Below are 23,917 nucleotides of genomic sequence, written 5' to 3'. Positions count from 1 at the left end.
GTAGCCTGGGCAGATGTCCGTATCGGCCGCGAAGACGGCACAGCCCGCAGGGTCCGTCCCCTCCGCGCAGCGGCGCGTCGATCCGCGGATCCTGCGGACCCGCGGGCTGTTGCGGGCCGCTGCTTTGGAGCTTGCCGCCGAGCGGGAGCTGCAGACCATCACCATCGCGCACGTGGCCGAGCGGGCGACGATCAATCGCGCCACCGTCTACCAGCACTACCGTGATCTGGACGAGCTGATGCTCGACGCGATGGAGGACGAGCTCGCCAAGCTGGTCGGCCTGGCCGCGCGCTGCCCGCTCGTCGTGCTCCCGTCGGACATGCCGCACGAGTTCGTCGACATGTTCCGTCACATCGAGGGCGACATCACGTTGTACCGGCGGATGCTCGGCCCCTGCGGATCCGCCCGCTTCGTCAGCCGGCTGCGTCAGCTTGTCGCCGAGCAGGTCGCGGGCCAGCTGGCGGACGCCGGGGTCGGCAGGGCCGATGAGGCCGGTGTCGAGCTGCGGGCGCACTGCTCGGCCGGGGCGTTCATCGGCCTGGTCAGCTGCTGGCTGTTTCGGCCGCAGCAGATGTCCGCCGAAGAGGCCGCGGAGCATGCGTGGCGCGGGCTGCACATGGTGGGCCGGCCCGCGGCCGGTTAGGACACACCGAAACCCCCGGGGCAGGGGGCCCGCCTCTCGGTAGGAGGCGGGCCCCCTGCCCCCCTTTTTTTTTGTGTCGTGCACCGGCCTGCCGCCGGGCCGTGTCACCTGCCCGAACGGCCAGCTCGTGGGGGTCTTGGCCCGCTGCGCCGGCACCGCGAGGGTGGGGATGCGCAGCCGCGGCGATGCCGGTGCGCACCACCACAGTCGGGAGAGGGATTCATGGGGAGCGAACGTCTGGCGGCCGGCGGGCCCGGCACCGCGGCGACGGCGCCCGCGCGCGGCAGCATGCTGTCCGCGCCCGCGGAGCTGGCCGGCGAGCAACTGGCCGCGAGGATGGGCATCGAGGTCGTCTCGGCCGAGCCCGGGCGGGTGGTGGCGACGATGCCGGTGCGGGGCAACATGCAGCCCTACGGGTGGCTGCACGGCGGTGCGAACGCGGTGCTCGCGGAGACCCTCGGCTCGGTCGCGGCCAGCCTGTGGGTGGCGCCGCGCGGCGCGGTGGCGGGGCTCGAACTGTCCTGCACCCACCACCGGTCGGCCCGTTCGGGCCTGGTCACCGGGGTCTGCACGCCCCTGCACCTCGGCAGCCGGGTGGCGACCTACCAGATCGAGATCACCGACGACAAGGAGCGGCCCACCTGCACGGCCCGCCTGACCTGCCTGGTGCACAAGCGCTGAGTCCGAAGAAGGAAGAGGAGCGATGGCTACGCAAGCGGCACGGGTGGACCCCGCCACGGTCCCGGATGTCCAGGACGGTCCCGCCCCGGAGGCGTTCCGGGGGGCCATGGGCCTGTTCCCCACGGGTATCGCCGTCATCACCGTCGGCCAGGGGGCCGACACCGAGGCGATGACCGCCAGTTCGGTCACCTCGATCTCGCTCGACCCGATGCTCGTCCTGGTGAGCGTCAACGCCGTGGGCCGGCTGGTGCCGGCCATCGACGGCGCGGGCGGCTTCGGGGTCAACGTCCTCGCCCAGGACCAGCGCGAGCTCTCCCGGCGGTTCGCGACGCGCGACCGGCCCAGCGGGCTTGCCGCGCAGCGCCTGCTCGGCCCCGCCGCCGTCGGGCACGGCGGCCATCTCCTGCTGCCCGATGCCCTGGTGTCTCTTCAGTGCACCACCGAGCACCGCTACCCGGGCGGTGACCACGTCCTCTACCTGGGCCTGGTACGCGCCCTGAGGGTGACGGACCCGGACCGGCCGCCGCTGGTGTACCACCGCGGGGCCTATACCAGCCTGAGTGCCTGAACCCAGTCGGATCCCAGTTCGGATGAGGTGTGTTGAATGACGCGATCGGTGCTTGTGACGGGCGGGAACCGGGGCATCGGCCTGGCCATCGCCCGTGCCTTCCAGGCGCGGGGGGACGCGGTGGCGGTCACCCACCGCGGCTCGGGGGCGCCCGAAGGGCTGTGGGGGGTGTCCTGCGACATCACCGACCCGGCGCAGGTGGCCCGCGCCTTCGACGAGGTGGAACGGGTGCAGGGCGCCGTCGACGTCCTGGTGTCGAACGCCGGTATCACCGACGACAAGCTGCTGCTGCGGATGACGGATCCGCAGTTCTTCCGGGTCCTGGAGACCAACCTCGGCGGCGCGTTCCGCACCAGCAGACGGGCCGCGGCCGGGATGCTGCGCAAGCGGCAGGGGCGGATCGTGCTGATCTCGTCGGTGGCGGGGCTGCGCGGCTCCGAGGGACAGGCCAACTACGCGGCGAGCAAGGCCGGTCTGGTGGGCCTCGCCCGCTCCCTGGCCCGGGAGCTGGGATCGCGCGGCATCACGGTCAATGTGGTGGCGCCCGGCCTGGTGGAGACCGACATGACCGCGAAGCTTCCCGAGGAACGCCGGGCCCGGATGACCGCCGACGTCCCCCTCGGCCGGATCGCCGACCCCCGCGAGGTGGCATCGGCGGTGGTATGGCTGGCCTCGCCCGAGGCGTCGTACGTCACCGGAGCGGTCGTCCCCGTCGACGGCGGCCTGGGCATGGGCCACTGAACCCGTCTGCCGCCACAAAACCGGAAGGTGCCCGGCCGCCGAAGGAACGTCCTTCGACGGCCGGGCACCTACGCGCCCCCACCCGCGGCGCGGAAACGGCACGAGCAACCACGCACGACCGGCACCCCGCGACCGGCACCCCGCGACCGGCACCCCGCGGCCGGCCGACGAGCCCCCTGCGGCGCCCGGTGCCGGGGGCGCTGCGGTTCGGTCACCGGGGACGAGGTCACCGGCGCCGTGGGGAGCTGCGTGAGGCGCCCTGTACGGCCGGCTCCCGCGCCGGGGTGGCGTGCATCGCCCTGGGCGGGTTGCTCGCCCCCCCCGGGGCGCCGTGCTCAGGGGCGGGGATCGGGTACCGTTTCGCCCGCGAAGCGCTGGGCCAGTTCCGTCGCCCATGCCGCGGAGTCGCGGACCCCGTCGAGGGCCCCGGTGAAGTGTGGACGCACGAAGCGGGCGAGGAGTTCGAAGCTGCGCTTCATCTGTTCGCGCCTGGCCCAGTCCATCACGGTGACCAGAAGGCGGCCGAAGCCGCCGGCGACGTCCTGGACGTCGTCGATGGCCTGCACACAGTCCTCGGGCGATCCGACGATCACCGAGCGTGTCTCGATCGCCTCCTCGAGGGCTTTGCGGGCTTCGGCGGCCGAGTGCACCGGGGGCGCCCCGAGCATCGACCAGTACTCGTTGCGGTAGCGCGTCCAGCCGTCGACGATCTCGTCCAGTGCCTGGCTGCGGCTTTCCGACACATGCACGGCCAGGCTCACCCGCCAGTCGGCACGGTCGATCGTCCGCCCGTGCTCGGCGGCCGCTTCCTCGGCGTGCCGCCACTGGCCGGCCAGGTCGCCGATGCGGCTGCCGGGACGCGGCGGGACCCCGAACGAGATGGGTGTGATGCCGTGCTGCCCGGCCAGGCGCATGCCGAACGGCGAGGTGGCGCTGGACACGGCGAGTGGCAGCCCGCCGGTCGTGCAGGGACGCAACTGCAGCCGTGCGTCGTTGAGTTCGAACCAGTCGGTGCGGCGTGTGACCGGCTTCTCGCCCTTGAGGAGCTGCAGGATCACCTCCAGGGACTCGGCGGTGCGGCGGCGGGTGTCGGCCGGGTCGATGCCCAGCAGGTGCATGTCGACGGGGATCGACCCGGCGCCGACGCCGAGCGTGACGCGCCCCCGGGTCAGCTGGTCGAGCTGGACCGCGCGGGACGCGACCATGTACGGGTGGTGGTAGGGCAGGCTGACCACCCCGGTGCCGAACCGGATGTGCCGGGTGCGCTCGGCCGCCGTGGCGATGAACAGCTCGGGTGAGCTGACCGTGCCCCAGCCCGCGGAGTGGTGTTCGCCGACCCACAGTTCGGCGAACCCGAGCGTGTCGAGCCACTCGGCCAGTTCGAGATCGCGCCACAGGGTCAGGGCCGGGTCCTCGCCGAGCGGATGCAGGGGGGACAGGAAGGCGCCGAAGTCCATCCGGGCCCTGGGAATCGTCCGGTTCAATGCTGGCTCCTCACAGGTCTGGGGGCATGCGGCACGGGTCGTACGTCGTGGACGGATTGCGTGGCCGGATTTTGTGGCCGGGTGCGTGGACTACGCCTGCGGCGCGGCCAGTTCGGCCAGTTCGGCCAGCGGTGACAGCCAGCCGTACTCGGGCCACCGGGCGGCGGACAGCCGCCGTGTGCCGGACGTCTGGCCGTCACGGTCCTCGCGCAGCAGCAGCGCCACGGCGGCGTCCGCGTGCGGGAGCGGCCCGAACAGCCGGTCGGTGCCGACGCGTTCGCGTACCCAGTCGACGCGTTCGTTGGCCGCGGTCTCGACGCCGACGATGAGCACCTGCGTCACGTCGTCCTCGTCGAGCAGGACATCCGCCAGTTCCAGTGCGGCAAGGGCGGGTTCGGTCCCGGCCGACACACAGCTGAGCTGGCCCGTGATGCCGTACCGCTTGGTCAGATGGCCCAGGATGGAGGTGGTCACCGACTGGAAGAACAGCAGCGGGCTGTGCACCTGGCCGTCGACGAGCCGCTGCGTCGCCACGTCCGACGTCGTGGTGTCGCCGTAGGTGGTGGCCAGGACGATGGCGGTCGAGGCGCCGGACCCCGCGGTCAGGTCGCCGTCCGTGCCCGGCTCGCCGAGGCAGGCGACGACGACGTCGGCGATCAGCGGGTTGAACCGGGACAGCACGAAGCCGGGTACGCCGGGCAGTTCGGCCGGTGCCGCGCCGGGCAGCCCCTCGGCGGTCGGCCCCCAGGGCGCCCGGCAGGCCGCTGCCGCGATCGTGCGCGGCGGGGCGAGCAGGGTGGTCATGCGCGTGGTTCCTTTCGGTGGGTGGTGCCGCGTTCGGGGACGTGCGGCGGCGCGCGTGGGCGGGCTAGGCGGCCATCCGCTTCAGCACGAGCGCGGCGTTGACGCCCCCGAACGCCGCGTTGAGCGACAGTGCGTGGGTGAGGTCGGCCCGGCGGGCGGTGCCCGGCACGTAGTCCAGGTCGCAGGCGGGGTCCGGCTGCTGGTGGCCGAGCGTGGGGGGCAGCAGTTGCTCGCGCAGTGCGAGAAGGCAGATGACGGCCTCCACGGCCCCGGTGGCCTCCAGCATGTGCCCGGTGCTGCTCTTGGTGGAGCTCACCGGTATGCGGGGCGCGGCGTCGCCCAAGATCCGGTGGAGGGCCGCGGTCTCGGCCACGTCGTTGAGCGGGGTGCCGGTGCCGTGCGCGTTGACGTAGCCGATGTCCTCGGGCGCGAGGCCCGCCTTGTGCAGTGCGGCGCGGGCGGCGCGGGCGAGGCCCGCGCCCGTGGGGTGCGGTTTGATGACGTGGTACGCGTCCGCGGCCATGCCCCAGCCGGCCACCTCGGCCAGTGCCTGGGCGCCCCGGGCCCGGGCGCGCCGTGCCGATTCCAGGACGAGTACTGCCGCTCCGTCGCCCTGCAGCAGCCCGGCCCGGCCGGCGGCGAAGGGACGGACGACGCCCTCTTTGCTCAGTGCCTTGCCGGAGTCGAACTTGGCGAAGACGTCCTCCGTCACCAGATATGCGCCGCCGCACACGACGGTGTCGGCCGTGCCGCGGCGGATGAGGGCCGCGCCGTGGGCGATGGCGTTGGTGGAGGCGACGCAGGCGTTGACGAAGGCGAGCCGGCGCTCGCCCAGGCCGAACTCCTCGGCGAGCTGGTGCGGCAGCCGGGCGGGCACGCTGTCGAGGGTCCGCGGGTCCTGCGGCACCTGCTGCTGGGCGTGGTCGGTCCAGAACGAACGGCTCGCGCTGTGGTCTCCGTTGGTGCCGATCAGCACCGGTGCGCCGAGGCCGTCGGTGCCGGCCATGCGCAGTGCCTCGTTGGTGCAGGCGCGCAGTACCTCGGCCTGGGTCGGCGTGTAGCCGGGTTTGACCGGGACGCCGGGTATCTGCGGGCCCTCGCCCTCGTAGGTGGCCGCCTTCTTCGCGTGGAAGGGTGCCGTGTCGAAGCGGCTGACGGGTCTGAAGCCGGGCCGGCCCGCGAAGACGCCGTCGCGCAGCGCCTGGGCGCCGAAGCCGAAGGCGGTGACCACGCCGTACCCGGTGATGACCACCTTGTCGCGGGTCGTGCTCTCACGCGCCATGGGGCACCTCCTGGGGCAGGTGGGGTTCCTGCGCCGTGACGCGCAGCAGTTGGCGGTGCAGGGCGCCGATGGTGTCGCTCGCGGCCAGTTCCTCCTCGGTCTCGGAGGTGATGACGATGCCGTGGCGCTCCTCCAGCAGGTGGACGAGCCAGACGAATGTCAGGGAGTCCAGGAAGATCTGGGTGTCGCTGTCCCATGTGTCGAGCAGGTGACCGCTGTCGTGCAGCAGCCGTGCCACCTCGGTGTCGGTGATCACTTGGCGGCGCTGCCGGTGGTCAGGGCGGCCCGCCGTTCGACGACCACGTTCACGAACGCGCCCAGGTCCGGCACGAGTTGGGGTTCGAGGTCCTCCTCGGGCAGGTCGATGCCGTATTCGCCCTCGAGCTGCAGCACCAGTTCGATCATGGCGAGTGACTCCAGGCCCAGGCCTTCCTCGCCGAGCGGCAGCGTGTCGTCGAGGGGGCTGGGCAGCGGCAGGTTGATGATGTCCCTGACCACCGTCAGGATGAACGTGCGGGTTTCCTCGTACATGGCGTCTCCGTAGGCGGTTGTTCAGCGGTGGAGGCCGGCCGGCAGGACCGCCCTCGGGGCCTGGTGGACCGCGGCCGACAGGGTGCGGATGACACTGGCGGGTGTGGTGCTCTCGAAGAAGCTGCGGCCGACGGCGAGTCCGGCGCAGCCCGCGCCGATCGCGCCCGCGGCGAACTCGGCGAGGGCCGTGTCGCCCTTGCGTGGGCCGCCGGCCACCAGGACCGGGATCGGGCAGCTCTCGACCACGTCGGCGAGGCGTTCCAGGGGTGCTGCCCACGTCGTTTTCACCAGGGTGGCACCCAGGTCCGCCGCCACGTTCACGACGTGCGACAGGAGCGCCGCATCGTGGGGGTCGGTGATCCGCGGCCCGCGCGGGTAGATCATCGCCAGCAGCGGCATGCCCCAGCGCCGGGCGCTGTGCGCGACCGCGCTGAGGTCCGCCAGCTGCTGCTTCTCCGTGTCGGAGCCGATGTTGACGTGCACGCTGACCGCGTCCGCGCCGAGTTGGACCGCCTCCTCGACACTGCCGACGAGGACCTTCGCGTCGGTGTCGGTGGCGTGCGCGGTGCTGGCGCTCAGATGGACGATGAGCGCGCAGTCGCGCAGCAGCGCCGGATCGACGGTCGCCGCCCGCCCCTTGTGGACCACGATGGCGTCGGCGCCGCCCGCCACCGCGGTGCGCACGAGCCCGTTGAAGCGCCGGGCGGCGACGATCGGTCCGTCGGCCACCGAGTGATCCATCGGTACGAAGAGATAGCGCCCTTCGGTGTGCCGGGCCAGTCGCGCGAGGCGGAGTGCTGTCCCGTCGGACCTTGATGTCATGACCCACCCCTGGAGCCGGAGATCTGATGAGGCACCGAGTCTCGCGCCGTGCGCGGCCCGGGCGCCCCCTCGAACGGCGTGCCTCTGCGAGGGCGCCCGGCGGCGTCGATGGGGGTAGCCGAACGTCCATCCCGAGGGCCCGCCGCCGCGCCGACCGACGAGCAGCCCTTTCGAGGCTGTCGGCGCCGCCGGCCGCGCTGCGATCGTCTTGCCGCGGGATACGAACTGGCCGCTGGCAAGGCCACCGTGGAGAGGGCTGGATGGGGATGGGTACTGTGAAATTCGCCTGGATCGACATTCGTCGCGTCGACGAGGGCCGGCGGGAGGGGGTCGTCGACGCGGCGATCCACGCGGGTCTGGCCGGGTTCGTCGACGACCGCCTGGAGGTCCTTGGGACGCTGCCGCCCACCGTGCAGAAGGTCCTGGTCGTGGGCCGGGGCGGGGTGCCGGCGCCGGAGGCGGCCGACGTGGCCGACGTGGTCCTCACCGAAGTCGCCACCGTGGCCGAGCTGGACAGCCTGACGCTGCTCGCGGCCGACGCGCCGGCCCGCCACGGCGCGTTCGTCGACGTCGTGGACGACCCGACGCTGCGCCTGGCCTGCGCGGCGGCGCAGCGGCTGGAGCACACCCTGGTGAAGTTCCGCGACCCCACGAAGATCCCGCTGGAGATCGTGATCGCCGCCGCGGACAAGAGCCCGGGCCGGCTGGTGTGCGAGGCCGCCGACCTGGAAGAGGCCGGCATCGTCGTGGACGTGCTGGAGAAGGGCTCGGACGGGCTGCTGCTCGCGGCCAGGGACGCCAACGACGTGTTCGGGCTCGGCTCGCTGCTGCGGACGTCGACCCCGGACCTCGAACTGACCACGCTGACCGTGGAGTCCATCGAGCACAGCGGCCTGGGCGACCGGGTCTGCGTCGACACCTGCAGCCACTTCGAGAAGGACGAGGGCATCCTCGTCGGCTCGTACGCCCATGGCTTCGTGCTGTGCGTGAGCGAGACCCACCCGCTGCCGTACATGCCGACCCGGCCGTTCCGGGTGAACGCCGGCACGCTGAGCTCGTACGTGCTGGGCGAGGACAACCGCACCAATTACCTCAGCGAGCTCGAGGCGGGCAGCACCGTCCTGGGTGTGACGGCGGACGGCCGCACCCGGCGGATCGTGGTGGCGCGGGTCAAGCTCGAGTCCCGGCCGCTGCTGACCGTCAGGGCCAGGTCCGACGACGGCGTCGAGGTCAGCCTGGCGCTGCAGGACGACTGGCACGTGCGCGTCCTCGGTCCCGGCGCCAGTGTCCTGAACTGCACCGAGCTCGAGCCCGGCGACAAGCTGCTCGGCTACGTCGCCACCGACAAGCGTCATGTGGGCTGGCCCGTGGGCGAGTTCTGCATCGAGAAGTGAGGGGAGGCGGCACAGTGGATGTGAGGACGGATGTGCGCCGGGCCGAGGACTTCGACGGCTGGCTGGCGGCGCGGCTGGCCGGCACCGGAGCCGGCGCGGACCTGTGGGCGCACGGCCAGCAGGCGGTGACCCGTGCCGAGTTGGGGGAGCAGACCGCGCGTATGGGCGAGGTCCTCGGCGCCCATGGCATCGGCCGCGGCAGCACCGTGGCCGTGCAGCTGCCTCCCGGTTTCACCTTGTTGTGGTCGGTGTTCGCGCTGTGGGGCGCGGGCGCCCAGGTGATGCTGCTCGACCCGCGGCTGACCGGGACGGAGACCACCCGGCTCCTGGAGGTCTGCGAGCCGCAGTTCCACCTCTCATCGGGCGAGGGGCCGCTGCGGGTGGTGTCGTTCCGCGACGAGTGCGAGGTCGTGGTGACACCACGGCCCGGGGGGCTCGCGGCCCGCACCCCGCACCGGCTGGTCCAGTTCAGTTCCGGGTCCACCGGGCTGCCCAAGGTGATCGGGCGCACCGGCCCCTCGCTGCTGGCCGAGATCGACCGGTTCGCGCGGCTGCCCGGTATGCCGCGCCGCGGTGAGGGTGTGCTGCTGCTCAGCTCGCTCGTGCACTCCTTCGGCCTGATCGGCGGCGTGCTGCACGCGCTGGGCTCGGGTGCGGCGCTGCACTTCCCGCGCCGCCCGCACCGCAGGGAGCTGCACCAGCTGCTGGTCGAGCGCCGCCTCGCCGCGGTGTTCGGGGTCCCCGCCCACTTCGATCTGCTCGCCCGCAGCGACGGGGACGACGTCCCGCCGGCGCTGCGGCTCGCGGTGAGCGGCGGCGAGATCCTGCCCGTGGAGGTCTTCGAGCGGTTCGAGCGGCGCTACGGCGTGCGGATCGGGCAGGCGTACGGCATGAGCGAGGTCGGCATCATCGCCGCCGGCCTGGCCGGGGCCGAGCCGCCGCCGGCCGTCGGGGTGCCCGCCCCCGGTACGGCGACCACCGTCACCGGCGGCACGCTGCGGGTCCGGCTGCCCGAGAGCCCCTACCTGTTCGGGGATCACGGGGACCGTTACGCCGACGGCTGGCTCGACACCCGTGACCTGTGCACGGTGGCACCGGACACCGGGGTGCTCACCATCACGGGCCGGGCCGACTCGGTGGTCGCGATCGGCGGCCTCAAGGTCGATCTCACCGAGGTGGAGGCGGTCCTTGCGGCCCATGCGGCGGTGACCGAGGCGGTGGTGGTGTACGGGGAGGCCATCGAGGCGCACCTCGTGGTGTCCGGCGGCGCCCGGGTGAGCAGCACCGAGCTGCTTGCGTGGTGCCGCGAGCGGCTCAGCCCGCACAAGATCCCCAAGGCCTTCCACTTCCCGCGGGCGCTGCCGCGCACCTCCAACGGCAAGCTGATCCGCAACCGCGAGCTGCTGCACGCGGCCAGGGAAGCGCCCCGGCAGGTGGCGTTCCGTTGATCGACCGACGTTTCGTGGGTGCCGCCCTGCGGCCGTACACGGTGACGGTGGAGCGCGAGCGGCTGATCCGGTACGCGGCGGCGATCGGGCTGAGCGCAGCGGCCTTCTCGGACCTGGGTGCGGCGCGCGCCGCCGGGTACCCCGACCTGCCGCTGCCGCCCGCGCTCCTGGCCGGTCTGGAGCGCGACGAGCCCGGCGACTTCCTCGCCAAGATGGGGGTGCGCCTGACCGACGTGCGCCACGTCGAGCAGGGGTTCACCCATCATGCGCAGGTCCATGCCGGGGACGTGCTCACCTTCGCGCCGGTGATCACCGACATCAGGGTCCGCGGCCCCCTCCGGTTCGTGGTGCGGGAGACGGCGGTCACCCGCGCCGGGGAGCCGGTCGCGGAGCTGCGTCAGGTCATCCTCGTGCCGGCCGGCGACGAGGCGTTCGGGGGGGAGGAGAGGTGAGCGAGGTGTTCTCGCTGGCCACGGCCGGGCCCGGCACCGAACTGCCCGACCTGCTGCCGCAGCAGATCGACCGTGCCACCCTCGCGGCCTTCGCCGAGGCGTACGGCGATCCCAACCCGATCCACCTCGATCCGCGGGCGGCCCGGGCCGCGGGCCTGGACGACGTGATCGCCCACGGGATGCTCTCCCTGGCCCTGCTCGGCCGGCTGCTCGTGGAGTGGGTGCCGGTCAAGGACGTGCTGTCCCTGCGCGCGTCGTTCGTCGCGGTCACCGCCGTCCCGGCACGGCTGCGCTGCACGGCCCGGGTCCAGGCGGTGCAGGACGAGGGCCCGCACGGCCGCACGGCCCGGCTGGTCCTCGCCGTGCGGCTGGCGGAACAGGGCACGCTCACGGTGCGCGGCGAGGCGCTGGTACGGCTGCCGGGCGGGCGGCGGCCGTGACCCGGGTGGCCGAGCCGTGGCTGCGGCCGGCGCCCGCGGGCGGGGCGGCGGCCCGGCTGTTCTGTCTGCCGTACGCCGGTGGCAGCGCGAGTGTGTTCCGGCACTGGACGCGGCGCCCGGTGCGCGGCCGCGGCGGGCGGCGCCTCGAGGTCGTCGCCGTGCGGCTGCCGGGGCACGGCAGCCGCACGGCCGAACCCGCCGTCGACGACGCCCGGTTGCTCGCCGGGCGGCTGGCCGCGGCGCTCGACCCGTATCTGGACCGCCCCTACGGCATCTACGGCCACAGCATGGGCGGCCTGCTGGGCCTGGCCCTGGCCCACGAGATCGCCCGGACGCCCGGGCGGCGCCCGCCGGCCGCGCTGTTCGTGGGGGCCAGTCCGCCGCCCGCGTCGGTGCGGCCCGACGCGGCCTGGCACGGCTCGGACGCCGAGCTGGTGCAGTGGCTGCGCGAGGCCGGCGGCACCCCGGCGTCCGTGCTGGCCGCCCCGGTTCTCCTGGAGCTGCTGCTGCCGGCGCTACGGGCCGACCTCGCCCTGGTCGCCGGGTACCGCAGCGAGCCGGGGGAGCGGCTCGCCGTTGCGGTGCACGGTTTCGCCGGGGCCGACGACGCCCTGGTGCCGGCCGCCGCGATGCGCCCCTGGGCGGCCGAGACCGACGCGCCCTTCGCGCTCTGCGAAGTGCCGGGCGGGCACTTCTTTCTGGCCGACGGCGCCGGGACGTCCGCCGTCCTCGGCGCGGTCGCGGCACAGCTCCTTACCTGACACATGCCGAGTAACCAACATCTGTTGTGCAGACGACACGTGTTGTGGAACGATGGTGGTGCGGGATCACCCGGTGAACGCCGACCGTCGAAGGGGAGCAATCCGTCGTGAGCACAGAACAGGCGCCGACCAGGCCGGAGAGCGGGAGCGGGGCGGACTTGGGGCGCATCACCCCGCAGCTGTGGTGGCTCAGCGCGATCATGGCTTTCGGCGGCTTCGCCAGCCTGCTCGACAGCACGATCATCAACGTCGCCATCGGGCCGCTCGCCCGCACCTTCGACTCCCCGATCTCCACCGTGCAGTGGGTGGTGACCGGCTATCTGCTGGCCCTCTCGGCGGCGATCCCGCTCAGCAGCTGGGCCGCCGCCCGCTTCGGCGCCAAACAGATGGTGATCTGCGCTCAACTGCTGTTCCTGGCCGGCTCGGTCCTCGCCGGCCTCGCCTGGTCGGCCCCCAGCCTCATCGCCTTCCGGCTGATCCAGGGCATCGGCGGCGGCCTGGTCGTCCCGGTCGGCCAGGCGCTCCTGGCCCAGGCCGCGGGCCCGCAGCGGCTCGGCCGCCTGATGGGCATCGTCTCCATCCCCTCGATGTTCGCGCCGCTCGTCGGCCCCTCGCTCGGCGGCGTTCTCGTCGACCACCTCAGCTGGCGCTGGCTGTTCTTCATCAACGTGCCGTTCTGCCTGATCACCATCGTGCTCGTCGCCCTGAAGGTGCAAAACGCCGTCCCGCCCGCCAAGGGCGCCGAACTCGACGTCCTCGGCCTGGTCCTGCTCATCCCCGGCCTCACCGCGTTCCTGTACGGCCTGTCGGAGGCCGGCGCGAAGGGCGGCTTCGGCGACACCCGCACGATCGTCGCCCTCGGCGCCGGAGTCGTCGTGCTCGCCGTCTTCACGGTCCGCGCCCTGCGGGTCCGCCTCGAACCCCTCGTGGACCTACGGCTGTTCAAGCGCTCCGGCTTCCGCTACGGCACGCTGGCCAACTTCGCCCTCAGCTTCGCCATGTACGGCGTGATGATCCCGCTTCCGATGTACTTCCAGCTGGTCCACGGATCCAGCGTCACCGAGTCCGCGCTGCTCCTGCTGCCGCAGAGCATCGGCTTCTTCATCGGCGTCATCCTGATGAACCCGCTCACCGCGATGCTCGGCGCCCGCGGCCTGAGCGCGGCGGGCGTCGTCCTCGCCGTCGTCGGCACCATCCCGTTCGCCTTCATCGACGCCGACCCGAACCAGGTGTTCCTCAGCGTGGCCATGATCGTCCGCGGCCTGGGACTGGGCTCCTCGATGCTGCCGACCATGACGGTGGCGTTCAGCAGCGTGCCCAGGGAACTCGCACCGAAGGCCACCAGCGGCTTCAACGTCTTCCAGCGCGTCGCCTCCTCGCTCGGCACCGCCGTGCTCGCCGTGGTCCTGCAGCAGCACATCGAGGACCGGCTGCCGGCCGGCGGCCCGCCCGTCGCCCAGATCGCACCCGGCAGCGACCTCGCCAAGAGCCTCGCGACCGCCTTCGGTTCCCCGTTCTGGTGGGCACTGGCCTTCACCGCGCTGGCGATCGTGCCCTGCCTCTTCCTGCCGGGACGCACGGCCGTACCCGCCCAGGGACGGGCCCCGGGCGGCGGCACGGCGGCCGGCGGCAAGGACACCACCCGCGCCGACGAATCGGCCGTCAATACCGGGTGAGGCAGGGCCGCGAGAGCAACTCCCCCGGCTCTCACGGACTCTGCCTCCCCCCACGGCACCGTCGGGCGGCGCATGACCAGCCATGCGCCGCCCCACGGTGCTTCGCCATGCCCGCCGGCCGGCGCACCCGCCCGGCCCGGGCCCGGGGTGCTGCCTCGGGGTGCCCTTTCGAGCAGGGCGGTCGAGCCTGCTCGCGACCAGCGCCCACACCCACAATGCAAGGGAAACCGGAAGCCGGAGCGATCCGCCCGACCCCCTTGAACCGACGGACAGGCCCCAGCCCCGTCATGCCCCAACCCAGCGATGCGGAGGACGACTTGGAGACCGGGACACCGCCGTGGCGGCAATACCTGGACCGCATAGGCCATCACGGCGACCTCACGCCGTCGCTGGAGTGCCTGCGCGCACTGCACACGGCGCACCTGCACTCCGTCCCCTACGAGATGCTCGAGGCCTTCGACGGGGCGCTGCCGGTCCTCGACCACGCCGCGTCGTTCGACAAGCTCGTCACCCGCCGCCGCGGCGGCAACTGCCTGGAGTCCACGCCCCTGTTCGGCGAGCTGCTGCGCCACATCGGCTTCACCACCCGCCTCCTGCCGGCCCAGATCTGGAAGGTCAGCGGCGAGTGGTGGCAGGCATGGGACCACCTCCTGCTCGCCGTCACCGTGGACGGCGTGGACTACCTCGTCGACGTCGGCTTCCTGATGGTCACCTTCACCGAACCCCTCCGGATCGACGGCGGACCGCAGGAACAGGACGGCTGGACGTACCGGGTGACCGACCAGGACGGCTACCCGGCCGTCTCCCGCCAGGAACCGGACGGCAGCTGGACCCCGGTGTACCGCTACCGCGACGAGAGCCAGGAGCGCGCCGACTACGAGTGGATCGTCGACTTCCACCTGCGCGCCGACGACTCCCCGCTGATCGGCACGGTCCTGTGCGCACGCAACGTACCCGGCGGAAAACTGATCATGGTCGGCGAGAACCACCTCCAGGCCCTCAAGGGCCGCGTCAGCGCCGAATACGTCGAGACGCCGGCCCGCGCCGAAGAACTCTTCCGCCGCATCTTCGACGGCCACGACCACCTCGTCGACGACGCCGTCCGGCACTGGCGCACCGCCCGCGCCGACCGCTCCCCACGACGCCGCCTGCTGGCACGGAAAGAGGAACAGTGATGCCCGACAGGCCCCTCGCGCTGGTGACCGGAGCATCCCGCGGCATAGGCCGGGGCATCGCCGTACGCCTGGCCGAAGAAGGCCACGACATCGCCTTGTGCTACCGCTTCGGCAAGGACGCGGCCGAGGAGACCCGGCAGGCGGTGCAGGCGGCCGGGGCCCGGTGCTTCGCCGACCGCTGCGACGTGACCGATGCCGGCGAGGTCGAACAGTTCGTCGCCGCCGCCGAAGCCGCGCTCGGCCCCGTCGCCGTCCTCGTCAACAACGCCGGCATCACCCGCGACAACCCCCTCGTCCTGATGCCCCCCGAGGACTGGAACGAGGTCATCGCCACCAACCTCACCGGCACCTACCACTTCACCCACAGCGTCGCCTTCGGCCAGATGAAGCGCCGCAACGGCGTCATCGTCAACGTCTCGTCCGTGGCCGGTGTCTACGGCAGCGCGACCCAGACCAACTACGCCGCCTCCAAGGGCGGCGTGAACATCCTGACCCGCTCGCTGTCCCGCGAACTCGGCCGCTACGGCATCCGCGTCAACGCCGTCGCCCCCGGCTTCATCGAGACCGACATGACCCAGGACCTGTCCGAAAAAGTCCGCAAGAAGGCCCTGGAGACCATCCCGCTACGGGCCTTCGGCGAGGTCGCACACGTCGCCGACCTCGTCGCCTTCCTGGTCTCCGACCGGGCCGCGTACATCACCGGACAGACCGTCCAGGTGGACGGAGGCTACTCCCAATGACCCGACCGGCAGCGCAGAACGACCACACGACCCGAGGAGAGACCATGCCCGCCACGCAGCAGCACCTGGACGAGATCCGGGAGATCGTCGCGGACTCGCTGGAGATCGAGCCCGAGGAGATGACCGAGACCAGCCACTTCGTCGAGGACCACGACGGTGACTCGCTGCGCGCCATCGAGATCCTGGCCCGCCTGGAGAAGCGCTACGGCATCGAGATCCCGCAGTCGGAACTGCCCAGGATGATCAACCTGCGGGCCGTGTACGACGTCGTCGCCGAGCGCGCGGGCCTGGACGCCTGACATGAAGCGCAGGGTCGTCATCACGGGCCTCGGCCCGATATCCAGCATCGGCACGGGAGCCGACGCCTTCGCCGAGGGCCTGCGGGAGGGACGCAGCGGCATCTCGCCGATCTCCTCCTTCGACGCCTCCGGGTTCCCATACCGCATGGCCGGCGAGGTGTCCGGCTTCGTGCCGGCCGACCACGTCCGGCGGATCCGGCCCAAGGAGTGGGGGCGCAGCAGCCAGTTCGCCGCGGCCGCGGCCCGGCTCGCGGTCCAGGACGCGGACATCGACCCGCAGCAACTGGCCGCCGCACGCGCCGGCTCCTGCATCGGCACCACCGGCGGCGAGGCCAAAGCGATCGAGCTGCTCGCCGAACAGGAGGTGGCGGGCGGCTTCGAGAGCTGGCAGCCGGAACTCGCCCGGCAGGTGCCCTCCTCCCGCCTCGCGGCCGCGGTCAACCGCGAACTCGGCCTCACCGGCGAGGCCCTGACCATCTCGACAGCCTGCTCCGCGAGCAACTACGCGCTCGGGTACGCCTATGCCGCCATCGCTGCCGACGACGCGGACTACATGATCGCGGGCGGCGCGGAGGGCGTGTACCGGTGGTCGCACGCCGGGTTCTACCGGCTCGGCGCGATGACCGAGGAACGCTGCGCGCCCTTCGACCGCGACCGCGCGGGCATGCTCACCGGCGAGGGCGGCGCCGCCCTCTTCCTCGAGTCGCTGGACAGCGCACAGCGGCGCGGCGCCCGGATCTACGCCGAGGTGCTCGGCTACGGCCTCAACTGCGACGCCGGCCACATGGTGGCCCCGGACTCGTCGAGCATCGCCGCGTGCATGCGCCGGGCCCACCGCAGCGCCGGCATCGAGGCGGACCAGGTCGACTACATCTGTGCGCACGGCACCGGGACACCGGCCAACGACGCGGCCGAGACCCGGGCGGTACGGGAGATCTTCGGCGACACCCCGCCGCCCATCAGCTCGGTGAAGTCGATGCTGGGACACACCATGGGCGCAGCGAGCGGCTTCGGCGCCATCGCCTGTGCGCTGGGCATCGCCGGCGGGTTCATACCGCCGACGATCAACTTCAGCAACCCCGATCCGCAGCTGCCCGCGATCGACCCGGTACCGAACACGGCCCGTCCGGCACGCCTGCGGGTGGTGCAGAACAACGGGTTCGCGTTCGGCGGCAACAACGCCATCACCATCCTGGGAGAGGTCGCATGATGCTGCGTCAGACCACTGCGGCGGGGCAGGAGGCGGCCGCGCTCGACGCGGACGCGCTCTACGTCACGGGCTGGGGCGTCGTCTCCCCGCTCGGCACAGGCGCCGAGGAGTTCGCCGTCGCGTTCACCGAGGAACGCGACGCACTCGTCGACGTCACCGGGATGTACGAGGAGAAGCTGCCGGCCGAACAGGCCTTCGCACTCCCCGACTTCCAGGCCGAGGAGCGCCTCGGCCGCAAGGGCACCCGGTTCTTCGACCGGGCCACCGCGCTCGCGCTGATCGCGTGCGACGAGGCGCTGCGGGACACCGCGATCACGGTGACGGACGCCAACCGCGCCGACGTCGGTCTCGTCCTCGGCACCACCAGCGGCAGCGTCAAGTCCACCAGCGACTTCAGCCGCGAGACGATCACACAGGACCGGCCCTACCTGGTCAACCCGGTGCTCTTCCCGAACGCCGTGATGAACTGCGCGGCGGGCCAGGCCGCCATCTGGTTCGGCCTCAAGGGCGTCAACACCACCATCGCGGGCGGCCGGATGGCCCAGCTCGCCGCCCTTCGCTACGCCGCCCGCAGCCTGAGCTGGGGTGACGTGGACACGCTGCTGGTGGGCGCGGTGGAGGAGTTCAGCCCGCACAGCGCGTGGCTGTCCCACCTCGCCGACGGGCCCGCCCCGGTCGGCGAGGGCGCCGCCGTGTTCGTGGTGGAGCGCGGCGCGGCCCTGGCCCGCACGGACCGCCGGCCCGAGGCGGAGATCCTGGCGGTGGCCACCGGCTCGGCCGACCCCGAGGACCGGCCGTCATTCGTCGCCGCGTTCGCCAACTGCGTACGACAGGTGCTCGCGCGGGCCGGGGTGGCGGCACAGGACCTGTGGGCCCTCTCGCCGGGCAGCGGCCCGGCGGCGCAGGCCCGAGCGGCCCACCGCGAGCCAGAGGTGGAGCACGAGGTGCTCGCGCTGGTGCTCGGCGACACCGACGGACCGGACGCACCGGTGCGGCTGCCGGTGACACGACTGGTCGGTGACTGCGGGGCCGCCCAGGGCGGGATGCAGCTCGCCGCCGTCCTCGCCCACCACCGGCGCAGCGCCGCGCTCGACGGCAGGCCCGCGCTCATCACCTCGTGCACCGCCGACGGGGCGTTCGGCGCGACCGTGGTCAGGGGGTGGCAGCGGTGAGCCGCCGACCCGCCCGGCCCGTCCTGTACTTCTCCTTCCGCAGCCCGTACAGCTGGCTGGCACTCAAGGACCTGGAAGCCCGCTTCCCCCAGGCACCCGAGGCCATCGAGTACCGCCCGTGGTGGGAGCCCGACGAACCGTCCCGCAAGGAGCTGGAGCGGCGCGGCGCGCCCTTCCCGTACATCCCGATGAGCAAGGCCAAACACCTCTACATCCTGCAGGACGTCAAGCGCCTCACCCAGACGCGCGGGATCGAGGTGGCCTGGCCCGTCGACATCGACCCGTGGTGGGAGGTCCCGCACCTGGCCTGGCTGGCGGCCCGCCGCCTCGGCCAGGACCGGCAACTGCTCGCCGCGCTCTGGGCGGCCCGGTGGGAGCGCGGCGCGAACATCTGCGACCGGGGCGTGCTCCGCGCCGTGGCCGAGGAAGCGGGCCTCGACCCGGTGCCCCTGGCCGGCGCGGTCGACGATCCCGGCATTCGGGCGGAGGGCCTGAACTGCCTCCAGCAGGTCTACGAGGACGACATCTTCGGTATTCCATATTTCAAATACGGGCGTCATCGCTACTGGGGCCTCGACCGGCTCGATGGATTTATCCGAGAAGCCACCGGGACCGGCCTCCCGGAAGCCGATGTAGGTACCACTGACGATGACACGAAGAAAAACCGGTTACCCGGAGTACTGAATCCTGCAGGCGCCTACGACCACGACACCGCAGGTGGATGCGGCTGAAAACAAGTGCTCCCCGACCCACAAGAACCCAAATCTCGCCTCAGGTTCCTCTTTTCAGACAGATTCTCGGCAAAGCCACGGACGCTGTGCGAAGCTATTGACCACGGGGGGCAACGGGGAAGCAAGACGGTGTGCACACACTCGCCAACTACCTGACGCCCGCACTTCAGTGTGTGAGCGGAGTCGACGCGTGCTCGAAATCAGGTTACTGGGCCCCATGGAGATATCGCGAGAGACACCGAGGGACTGGAAACCGGTCGAAATACCCAAAGTGAGAACCCTCTTCGCGGTCCTGCTCGCGGCCCGCGGCCGGGTCGTCCCAGTCAGCCGCATCGTCGACGAGATCTGGTACGACGGCCGAGGCCGCCGCCAGCGCGACCCGCGCAACCTCGTCCATCAGTACGTGATGCGACTGCGCCGACAACTCGGCGACCACAACCACAGCGTCCTGGTGACCCAGGCCACCGGCTACAGCCTCAGCTGCGAACCCGCCCAGCTCGACGCCCGCCGCTTCGAGGAACTGGCCACCCGAGGCCAGGAACAGCTCACCTCCGGCGACCTCGACCACGCCTTCGACACCCTCGGCAAAGCCCTCGCACTCTGGCGGGGCACCCCCCTGGAAGGCGTACCGCCCGCCCCGTCGATCGTCGCCGAAGCCGCCCGCCTCGAAGAAGCCCGCCTCACCGCCGCCGAGATGCGCATCGACGTCAGCCACCGCCTGGGCCGCCACTTCGACACCCTCTCCGAGACACACGCCCTGCGCGACGCCAACCCGCTCCGCGAAGGCCTGTGGGAGAAGGAAATGATCGCCCTGCGCGCCTGCGGCCGCCGCGCCGACGCCCTGGAGCTCTACCAAGAGGCCCGCCGCACCCTGCGCGAAGAACTGGGCCTCGAACCCAGCACCCGACTCCGCGTCCTGCAACAGGAACTCCTGGCCGGCTGACCGCGCCCCACCACCGCTGCCCAGAACGCCCTGGCGGGGGCAGGGCTCATGCAGCCTGCTGCGACGTGTGGCGATGCAGCGACCCGCGCGACCGCCTCCCTCGAATCCGCACCACAGCCGACGGCCGACTCCACGGAAATGGCCTGACCGGCACCCCTGTTGGCGGGGAATACGGTGCCCGGCACAAACAGCTGACCAAGGGCGCTGTCCAACGGCAGCGTGACCGGACTGCCCTGCTGAGAAGACTGACCCCTCGGCCTGTGCCACCCCCCGAACGCAGGCTGCCTGACACGCGGCGTCCACGCCGCAGACTCCCCGAATCCGATCACCCGATGTCCTGAACTCACCCAAATATAAGCGCAGTTGAGGTACCCAACATGATCGGTTGTCAGTGGCCGCCGTCAGCATGGACGGACATAGGGATCAAGACGATCTCGGGGAAAACTCGATGCCTTTCGTCCGGTCGTACGTACGCTCGGACGGAACGCCAGCACGCGGGCACTATTGGTGGGCACCGGGGGCACACCGAGAGACGACGGTCCTCGCCGTTTTCGGCCTAGCCGTCCTCGTCTTCAGCCATACCGCCAGCCAGGACAAGAGCGCAGCGGAACCACAGCCCAAGCCGACGGTGACGTACCCCATCCGCTTCGACCAGACCACACACAAAGCCCCGAAAGACGGCGCCCACACCAACCGTGTCCTACCCGATCGACCTCTCCGCCCTGGGAGGCGGGCGATGACCCAGCGCCCGCCCCCAGGCGACGCACCACCCGGCGCCCCAGCCGCCGACAGAGTCGGCAGGACACCCACATCGCCCTGGGCGTGGTCGCCATCGCGGCACTCAGCCTCGTGGTGATGGCGGTCAACTGGCTGCTCGCGCACTGGTGGCTGCCGCTTGCCGCGGCCGCGCTTGCCATCCTGGGCAGCATCGGATGCCGGCAGCAGCGAACACAGCCCACACAGTAGACACAAACCCAGGCACGGGCCCTGCACTACGGGCTGACCCAGCTGGACGCCTTGTCCCACCGACAGTTCGAACACGCGATCCGTGACCTGAACAACCGCGACGGCTGCACCAACGCCGTCCAGGCCGGCGGACAGGACGACCTGGGAGCGGACATCGCTGTTAGGGGCGCGCACAGCGAGCCTGCACGCGCCTCAGCTCCCGGCGCTCTGACGAGCCACCCCCGTGCGCCGTTGCCGTCGCCGTCGCAGCGGGGAGATCGTGGGGCGGCATCCGTCGAATCCAGCGGATAACGGACAGGAGCACCCGACCATGGCCATCATCGTCACCTTCGACCTCGAGAACACGGCTGCCGCCCAGGAGTTGTACGACACCTGCATCGATCACGTCACCGAAGGCCAGGGCTTCACCTCGCCGGCCGACCTGCCCGTACCAGGACTGCTCGCCCACGTCGCGGGACCCGTCGGCAGCTGTTGGCGGGTCACCGACGTGTGGGAGTCCACCGAGTCGTTCGAGGCATTCGCCAAGATCCTCGGCCCTGTCATGGCCGACCTGGGCTACGGACACCTCCAGCCAGACGTCTCGCCGGCCCATAACGTCGTCCTCCGCTGAGCCGAACAGCCGGGGGAGGGACGGTCCGCACCCCTCTCCCCGGCCCGTCCGTCCAGAGCTCCTCGGTTCGGATGAGGCGGCGCCCGTGCCCGGCGCGGAGCCCCAACCCATTCGGCCGTTCACCCCAAAGCGCCCATGAAGTCAACGCCGATGACGCATACCGCAGCCGTCACGGCTGCGCCGTCGGCGCCGAGCCGCCAAAAAATCTTGACTGTCGTGTCAAGAATCCGGCGCTGAGACCACTGTCAGGGGTGCGTACGGCCGCTGCTTCACGGTGAGGCACTCTAGGCCGCAGACTGGAGGGGGTTCCGTGGAGGGTACGGGCGTTGACGCCGTCGTTGTCTTCCTGGTGATCGTGTGCGCGCCGGGACTGGGGAGCGTGCTGCACAGCATCGCCTTCCGCATCCGCGCGGCGGGCAAGGCCGAACTCGTGCGCGCCCGACAGGAGGCAGGCGACGGGCGCCAGCCGGCGAGGCGGGGGCGGCATGGCTGAGGAGCAGGCGACAGAGCACGCCGAGGCGGTGGCGGCCCTGGTCGCCGAGCGGTACGGGCAATTGGTCGGCTACGCCCGCAAGCGGCTCCAGGCCTTCAATGTCCCACCGGCGTGGGTGGATGCCGAGGACGTAGTGCAAAACTCCTTAGAGAGGGTTCTGGCCCGCAGTAAGCCGGTCGGGAAGATGCGCCCGTATGTCTTCAAGGCCGTGAAAAACGAGGCGTGGCACGCCGCTCAGCGCTACCGCAACGGCCTGGGCTACGGATCCTTAGACGCCGACGTACAGCTGGAGACCGCTGGCGCCGCGGCCGATCCGTGCGGTACCGCCGATCTGCGCCTGGACCTTGAGGCGGCGCTGAGCGCACTGCCGCCACAGCAGCGCACGGCGGTGCTGTGCACCAAGGCATTAGGGCTGACCCAGGCTGAGACAGCTCTGGCTATGGGAAAGTCGCCGGGGACGGTGGCCACCCATGTCTCCCGGGCAGTGGTCGTGCTGAGGTCGGCTCTCTGCGCCGTATATCTATTGCTGGTCGGTGGTGCCGTCTACTTGGCGTGCCTGCTGCGAGTCGGCCGACGGTTTGTTGACCCCGCCGCTGGCGGCCTTTACCGCGCATTCGATGCCCTGTTCCGCGGGCTGCTGTCGCAGCAGACCGGGTTGTGGGTGCGGGGGGCCTTCGCCGTGGGGCTCGTCTGTCTGTGCGTCGGGATATTGATCTACCGGGCCTACCGGAGGCGGGTGCAGCGACGGAATCCCCCTCCCAGGGGGCCGGCATTCCGGGGGCGGCGGCCGGACGCAGACAAATCCCCGTCTCCCCTGGACTACGTGGACCCCGGGAACGAGCACGGCATGCGGTAGCCACGGTCGCCGGGACGGATCGATGGTCGCCGAGGAGCCCTGAGCCGCTGTGGGCCTCCTCGGCGAGCTCATGTCATGGGCCGCGGCGCGCGGACACCCACCAGGGCCAGAGGCAGCCATAGGCAACTCGAGCGATGGCACCAGAACGATGGCTGCATCCTGGCGTGCCGCGGTTCGCGCAGTCTGGACGAGCTACCCGGCTCCTCAGAGCAGTCAGGTGACGTTTCCGCATGGCGACAGACGCTCCCGCCAATGATCGTTAATGCTTCTGATGTGATGTCATCGGATATCCCTGAACCCCAGACCGACCAAGGACGCTGGGCACGGCCATCCCGGTGGTAACCAGTCACATCAAGAAGCTGCTGCCGCATATGCCTGGGGTGACCTTGATACTTCCCGCCCCCTTAATACGGCGGCGTTCACCGAATTCACAGGCAGCGAGGTACGTCAAGCGGACGTAACGGACGTGTAGCCCTGAGAGGCCGACTGCTCCGCATCAGCAGAGCTGAGATTCCCTCCGCGGCCGCTCTGCCAGCCATCGAACGGGGAAAGAGGCGGGGCGCATGAGCAGCAGGGGCCGGGCGTCAGCGGGTTCTCTGCGCTCGGGCGCTGGCGCACCCTAGGAGGCTGGGCCGGTGACATGCGGGCCAGTGGGTTGGGCTGTGGCAAAGGATTGCGAGAAGCGGCGCGAAAGCCTATCCGATTAGCCGAAATTTTCAGTCACTTGATGGTATCTCACATTCCCTTTCCGGAAAGTGAATGTGAGAATTGCGAGAGTTCACCTTGGGCAAGTTGGTTAGAATTCAGACGGGACTTGATTGGATTTCATGAACTCTTTTCCGGAGGAGAGTTGAGAATCCCTGCCAAGAGTGGCCCTGGAATTATAATCGGGGCAATTATAAAGGGGGTTGAGGCTTTATTAAGAATGGCGTGCAGAGATGCCTCAGGGGGCACCTTGTCGTAGCTAGCGGGTTTTAGGAATTCGCGGAGCGAAT

At 71.2% G+C, this 23,917-nt stretch carries 28 protein-coding genes; 22 read left to right on the top strand and 6 right to left on the bottom strand.

The annotated features are described in order from the left end of the window. Nucleotides 1-13 precede the first annotated feature (13 nt). The 4 genes from ACIRVH_RS45600 to fabG (ACIRVH_RS45585) all read left to right on the top strand — a co-directional run bounded on the left by ACIRVH_RS45600 (nt 14) and on the right by fabG (ACIRVH_RS45585) (nt 2,633). A complete protein-coding gene (locus ACIRVH_RS45600; protein ID WP_403966758.1) occupies nt 14-643 on the top strand; it encodes a TetR-like C-terminal domain-containing protein in 630 nt (209 codons plus the stop codon). 222 nt (nt 644-865) lie between these two features. After that, complete coding sequence (locus ACIRVH_RS45595; protein WP_403966755.1) at nt 866-1,324, top strand: PaaI family thioesterase; 459 nt, start codon at nt 866-868, stop codon at nt 1,322-1,324. Between the two features lie 22 nt (nt 1,325-1,346). After that, nucleotides 1,347-1,892 carry a flavin reductase family protein gene (locus tag ACIRVH_RS45590; protein WP_403966752.1) on the top strand — a complete coding sequence of 182 codons (546 nt, stop codon included), beginning with the start codon at nt 1,347-1,349 and terminating at the stop codon, nt 1,890-1,892. 36 nt (nt 1,893-1,928) lie between these two features. After that, complete coding sequence (gene fabG, locus ACIRVH_RS45585; protein ID WP_403966749.1) at nt 1,929-2,633, top strand: 3-oxoacyl-ACP reductase FabG; 705 nt, start codon at nt 1,929-1,931, stop codon at nt 2,631-2,633. Between the two features lie 335 nt (nt 2,634-2,968). On the opposite strand, the gene ACIRVH_RS45580 is transcribed toward fabG (ACIRVH_RS45585), so the two are convergent. From ACIRVH_RS45580 to ACIRVH_RS45555, 6 genes are all read right to left on the bottom strand, one after another. After that, the gene (locus ACIRVH_RS45580; protein ID WP_403966746.1) at nt 2,969-4,117 is read right to left on the bottom strand and encodes an LLM class flavin-dependent oxidoreductase; all 1,149 of its coding nucleotides are present in this window, start codon (nt 4,115-4,117) and stop codon (nt 2,969-2,971) included. A 90-nt stretch (nt 4,118-4,207) separates the two neighbouring features. Then, entirely contained in the window at nt 4,208-4,921 is a 714-nt protein-coding gene (locus ACIRVH_RS45575) for a beta-ketoacyl synthase chain length factor (RefSeq protein WP_403966743.1), read from the bottom strand. A gap of 64 nt (nt 4,922-4,985) precedes the next feature. Next, nucleotides 4,986-6,203, bottom strand: coding sequence for a beta-ketoacyl-[acyl-carrier-protein] synthase family protein (locus ACIRVH_RS45570; protein WP_403966740.1), 1,218 nt, complete (start codon nt 6,201-6,203; stop codon nt 4,986-4,988). After that, nucleotides 6,193-6,459 carry a hypothetical protein gene (locus ACIRVH_RS45565; RefSeq protein WP_403966737.1) on the bottom strand — a complete coding sequence of 89 codons (267 nt, stop codon included), beginning with the start codon at nt 6,457-6,459 and terminating at the stop codon, nt 6,193-6,195. Before ACIRVH_RS45565 ends, ACIRVH_RS45570 begins: the two co-directional genes overlap by 11 nt. Further along, on the bottom strand, nt 6,456-6,734 hold the full coding sequence (locus ACIRVH_RS45560; protein WP_403966734.1) for an acyl carrier protein: 279 nt from the start codon (nt 6,732-6,734) through the stop codon (nt 6,456-6,458). The genes ACIRVH_RS45565 and ACIRVH_RS45560 overlap by 4 nt, the downstream gene beginning before the upstream one ends. 21 nt (nt 6,735-6,755) lie before the next feature. Next, nucleotides 6,756-7,556 carry a 2-amino-3,7-dideoxy-D-threo-hept-6-ulosonate synthase gene (locus ACIRVH_RS45555; protein WP_403966731.1) on the bottom strand — a complete coding sequence of 267 codons (801 nt, stop codon included), beginning with the start codon at nt 7,554-7,556 and terminating at the stop codon, nt 6,756-6,758. Nucleotides 7,557-7,831: 275 nt separating this feature from the next. On the opposite strand from ACIRVH_RS45555, the gene ACIRVH_RS45550 reads away from it, so the two are divergent. The 18 genes from ACIRVH_RS45550 to ACIRVH_RS45465 all read left to right on the top strand — a co-directional run bounded on the left by ACIRVH_RS45550 (nt 7,832) and on the right by ACIRVH_RS45465 (nt 22,922). Next, on the top strand, nt 7,832-8,950 hold the full coding sequence (locus tag ACIRVH_RS45550; RefSeq protein ID WP_403966776.1) for a 3-dehydroquinate synthase II family protein: 1,119 nt from the start codon (nt 7,832-7,834) through the stop codon (nt 8,948-8,950). Nucleotides 8,951-8,964: 14 nt separating this feature from the next. Continuing rightward, nucleotides 8,965-10,398: a class I adenylate-forming enzyme family protein gene (locus ACIRVH_RS45545; RefSeq protein WP_403966728.1), complete on the top strand. Its 1,434-nt coding sequence runs from the start codon at nt 8,965-8,967 to the stop codon at nt 10,396-10,398. Continuing rightward, nucleotides 10,395-10,850, top strand: a complete 456-nt coding sequence (locus ACIRVH_RS45540; protein WP_403966725.1) for a MaoC family dehydratase N-terminal domain-containing protein — start codon at nt 10,395-10,397, stop codon at nt 10,848-10,850. The genes ACIRVH_RS45545 and ACIRVH_RS45540 overlap by 4 nt, the downstream gene beginning before the upstream one ends. Then, nucleotides 10,847-11,290: a MaoC/PaaZ C-terminal domain-containing protein gene (locus ACIRVH_RS45535; protein WP_403966722.1), complete on the top strand. Its 444-nt coding sequence runs from the start codon at nt 10,847-10,849 to the stop codon at nt 11,288-11,290. Before ACIRVH_RS45540 ends, ACIRVH_RS45535 begins: the two co-directional genes overlap by 4 nt. Beyond that, nucleotides 11,287-12,051, top strand: coding sequence for a thioesterase II family protein (locus ACIRVH_RS45530; RefSeq protein WP_403966720.1), 765 nt, complete (start codon nt 11,287-11,289; stop codon nt 12,049-12,051). Before ACIRVH_RS45535 ends, ACIRVH_RS45530 begins: the two co-directional genes overlap by 4 nt. 107 nt (nt 12,052-12,158) lie before the next feature. Next, nucleotides 12,159-13,727: an MDR family MFS transporter gene (locus ACIRVH_RS45525; RefSeq protein ID WP_403966717.1), complete on the top strand. Its 1,569-nt coding sequence runs from the start codon at nt 12,159-12,161 to the stop codon at nt 13,725-13,727. Nucleotides 13,728-14,044: 317 nt separating this feature from the next. Continuing rightward, nucleotides 14,045-14,902: an arylamine N-acetyltransferase gene (locus tag ACIRVH_RS45520; protein WP_403966714.1), complete on the top strand. Its 858-nt coding sequence runs from the start codon at nt 14,045-14,047 to the stop codon at nt 14,900-14,902. Beyond that, nucleotides 14,902-15,642, top strand: a complete 741-nt coding sequence (gene fabG, locus ACIRVH_RS45515) for a 3-oxoacyl-[acyl-carrier-protein] reductase (RefSeq protein ID WP_403966711.1) — start codon at nt 14,902-14,904, stop codon at nt 15,640-15,642. The genes ACIRVH_RS45520 and fabG (ACIRVH_RS45515) overlap by 1 nt, the downstream gene beginning before the upstream one ends. 44 nt (nt 15,643-15,686) lie before the next feature. After that, nucleotides 15,687-15,941, top strand: coding sequence for an acyl carrier protein (locus tag ACIRVH_RS45510; RefSeq protein WP_403966708.1), 255 nt, complete (start codon nt 15,687-15,689; stop codon nt 15,939-15,941). A 1-nt stretch (nt 15,942) separates the two neighbouring features. Further along, nucleotides 15,943-17,151, top strand: a complete 1,209-nt coding sequence (locus ACIRVH_RS45505; protein WP_403966705.1) for a beta-ketoacyl-[acyl-carrier-protein] synthase family protein — start codon at nt 15,943-15,945, stop codon at nt 17,149-17,151. After that, a complete protein-coding gene (locus ACIRVH_RS45500) occupies nt 17,148-18,323 on the top strand; it encodes a beta-ketoacyl synthase N-terminal-like domain-containing protein (RefSeq protein WP_403966703.1) in 1,176 nt (391 codons plus the stop codon). Before ACIRVH_RS45505 ends, ACIRVH_RS45500 begins: the two co-directional genes overlap by 4 nt. After that, nucleotides 18,320-19,054 carry a 2-hydroxychromene-2-carboxylate isomerase gene (locus ACIRVH_RS45495; protein WP_403966700.1) on the top strand — a complete coding sequence of 245 codons (735 nt, stop codon included), beginning with the start codon at nt 18,320-18,322 and terminating at the stop codon, nt 19,052-19,054. Before ACIRVH_RS45500 ends, ACIRVH_RS45495 begins: the two co-directional genes overlap by 4 nt. A gap of 271 nt (nt 19,055-19,325) precedes the next feature. Next, complete coding sequence (locus ACIRVH_RS45490; protein WP_403966697.1) at nt 19,326-19,997, top strand: BTAD domain-containing putative transcriptional regulator; 672 nt, start codon at nt 19,326-19,328, stop codon at nt 19,995-19,997. Between the two features lie 822 nt (nt 19,998-20,819). After that, the gene (locus tag ACIRVH_RS45485; RefSeq protein ID WP_403966693.1) at nt 20,820-20,963 is read left to right on the top strand and encodes a hypothetical protein; all 144 of its coding nucleotides are present in this window, start codon (nt 20,820-20,822) and stop codon (nt 20,961-20,963) included. Between the two features lie 51 nt (nt 20,964-21,014). Then, complete coding sequence (locus ACIRVH_RS45480; protein ID WP_403966690.1) at nt 21,015-21,254, top strand: restriction endonuclease; 240 nt, start codon at nt 21,015-21,017, stop codon at nt 21,252-21,254. Nucleotides 21,255-21,273: 19 nt separating this feature from the next. Next, the gene (locus tag ACIRVH_RS45475; protein WP_403966687.1) at nt 21,274-21,573 is read left to right on the top strand and encodes a hypothetical protein; all 300 of its coding nucleotides are present in this window, start codon (nt 21,274-21,276) and stop codon (nt 21,571-21,573) included. A 310-nt stretch (nt 21,574-21,883) separates the two neighbouring features. Beyond that, the gene (locus ACIRVH_RS45470) at nt 21,884-22,066 is read left to right on the top strand and encodes a hypothetical protein (protein WP_403966684.1); all 183 of its coding nucleotides are present in this window, start codon (nt 21,884-21,886) and stop codon (nt 22,064-22,066) included. Beyond that, a complete protein-coding gene (locus ACIRVH_RS45465; RefSeq protein WP_403966681.1) occupies nt 22,059-22,922 on the top strand; it encodes an RNA polymerase sigma factor in 864 nt (287 codons plus the stop codon). The genes ACIRVH_RS45470 and ACIRVH_RS45465 overlap by 8 nt, the downstream gene beginning before the upstream one ends. Nucleotides 22,923-23,917: the final 995 nt, after the last annotated feature.

Source organism: Streptomyces sp. NPDC101165 (assembly GCF_044768135.1).
Lineage (GTDB): Bacteria > Actinomycetota > Actinomycetes > Streptomycetales > Streptomycetaceae > Streptomyces.
Note: the sequence above shows the minus strand (reverse complement) of the source record. Positions and strands in the feature narration are given on the sequence as shown.

What these genes read in the sequence shown, in the direction of transcription:
- ACIRVH_RS45570 (WP_403966740.1), bottom strand. Translation starts at nt 6,203, where the DNA reads ATGGCGCGTGAGAGCACGACCCGCGACAAGGTGGTCATCACCGGGTAC.
- ACIRVH_RS45555 (WP_403966731.1), bottom strand. Translation starts at nt 7,556, where the DNA reads ATGACATCAAGGTCCGACGGGACAGCACTCCGCCTCGCGCGACTGGCC.
- ACIRVH_RS45575 (WP_403966743.1), bottom strand. Translation starts at nt 4,921, where the DNA reads ATGACCACCCTGCTCGCCCCGCCGCGCACGATCGCGGCAGCGGCCTGC.
- ACIRVH_RS45505 (WP_403966705.1), top strand. Translation starts at nt 15,943, where the DNA reads ATGAAGCGCAGGGTCGTCATCACGGGCCTCGGCCCGATATCCAGCATC.
- ACIRVH_RS45595 (WP_403966755.1), top strand. Translation starts at nt 866, where the DNA reads ATGGGGAGCGAACGTCTGGCGGCCGGCGGGCCCGGCACCGCGGCGACG.
- ACIRVH_RS45590 (WP_403966752.1), top strand. Translation starts at nt 1,347, where the DNA reads ATGGCTACGCAAGCGGCACGGGTGGACCCCGCCACGGTCCCGGATGTC.
- ACIRVH_RS45465 (WP_403966681.1), top strand. Translation starts at nt 22,059, where the DNA reads ATGGCTGAGGAGCAGGCGACAGAGCACGCCGAGGCGGTGGCGGCCCTG.
- ACIRVH_RS45510 (WP_403966708.1), top strand. Translation starts at nt 15,687, where the DNA reads ATGCCCGCCACGCAGCAGCACCTGGACGAGATCCGGGAGATCGTCGCG.
- ACIRVH_RS45600 (WP_403966758.1), top strand. Translation starts at nt 14, where the DNA reads ATGTCCGTATCGGCCGCGAAGACGGCACAGCCCGCAGGGTCCGTCCCC.
- ACIRVH_RS45475 (WP_403966687.1), top strand. Translation starts at nt 21,274, where the DNA reads ATGGCCATCATCGTCACCTTCGACCTCGAGAACACGGCTGCCGCCCAG.
- ACIRVH_RS45560 (WP_403966734.1), bottom strand. Translation starts at nt 6,734, where the DNA reads ATGTACGAGGAAACCCGCACGTTCATCCTGACGGTGGTCAGGGACATC.
- ACIRVH_RS45500 (WP_403966703.1), top strand. Translation starts at nt 17,148, where the DNA reads ATGATGCTGCGTCAGACCACTGCGGCGGGGCAGGAGGCGGCCGCGCTC.
- fabG (WP_403966711.1), top strand. Translation starts at nt 14,902, where the DNA reads ATGCCCGACAGGCCCCTCGCGCTGGTGACCGGAGCATCCCGCGGCATA.
- fabG (WP_403966749.1), top strand. Translation starts at nt 1,929, where the DNA reads ATGACGCGATCGGTGCTTGTGACGGGCGGGAACCGGGGCATCGGCCTG.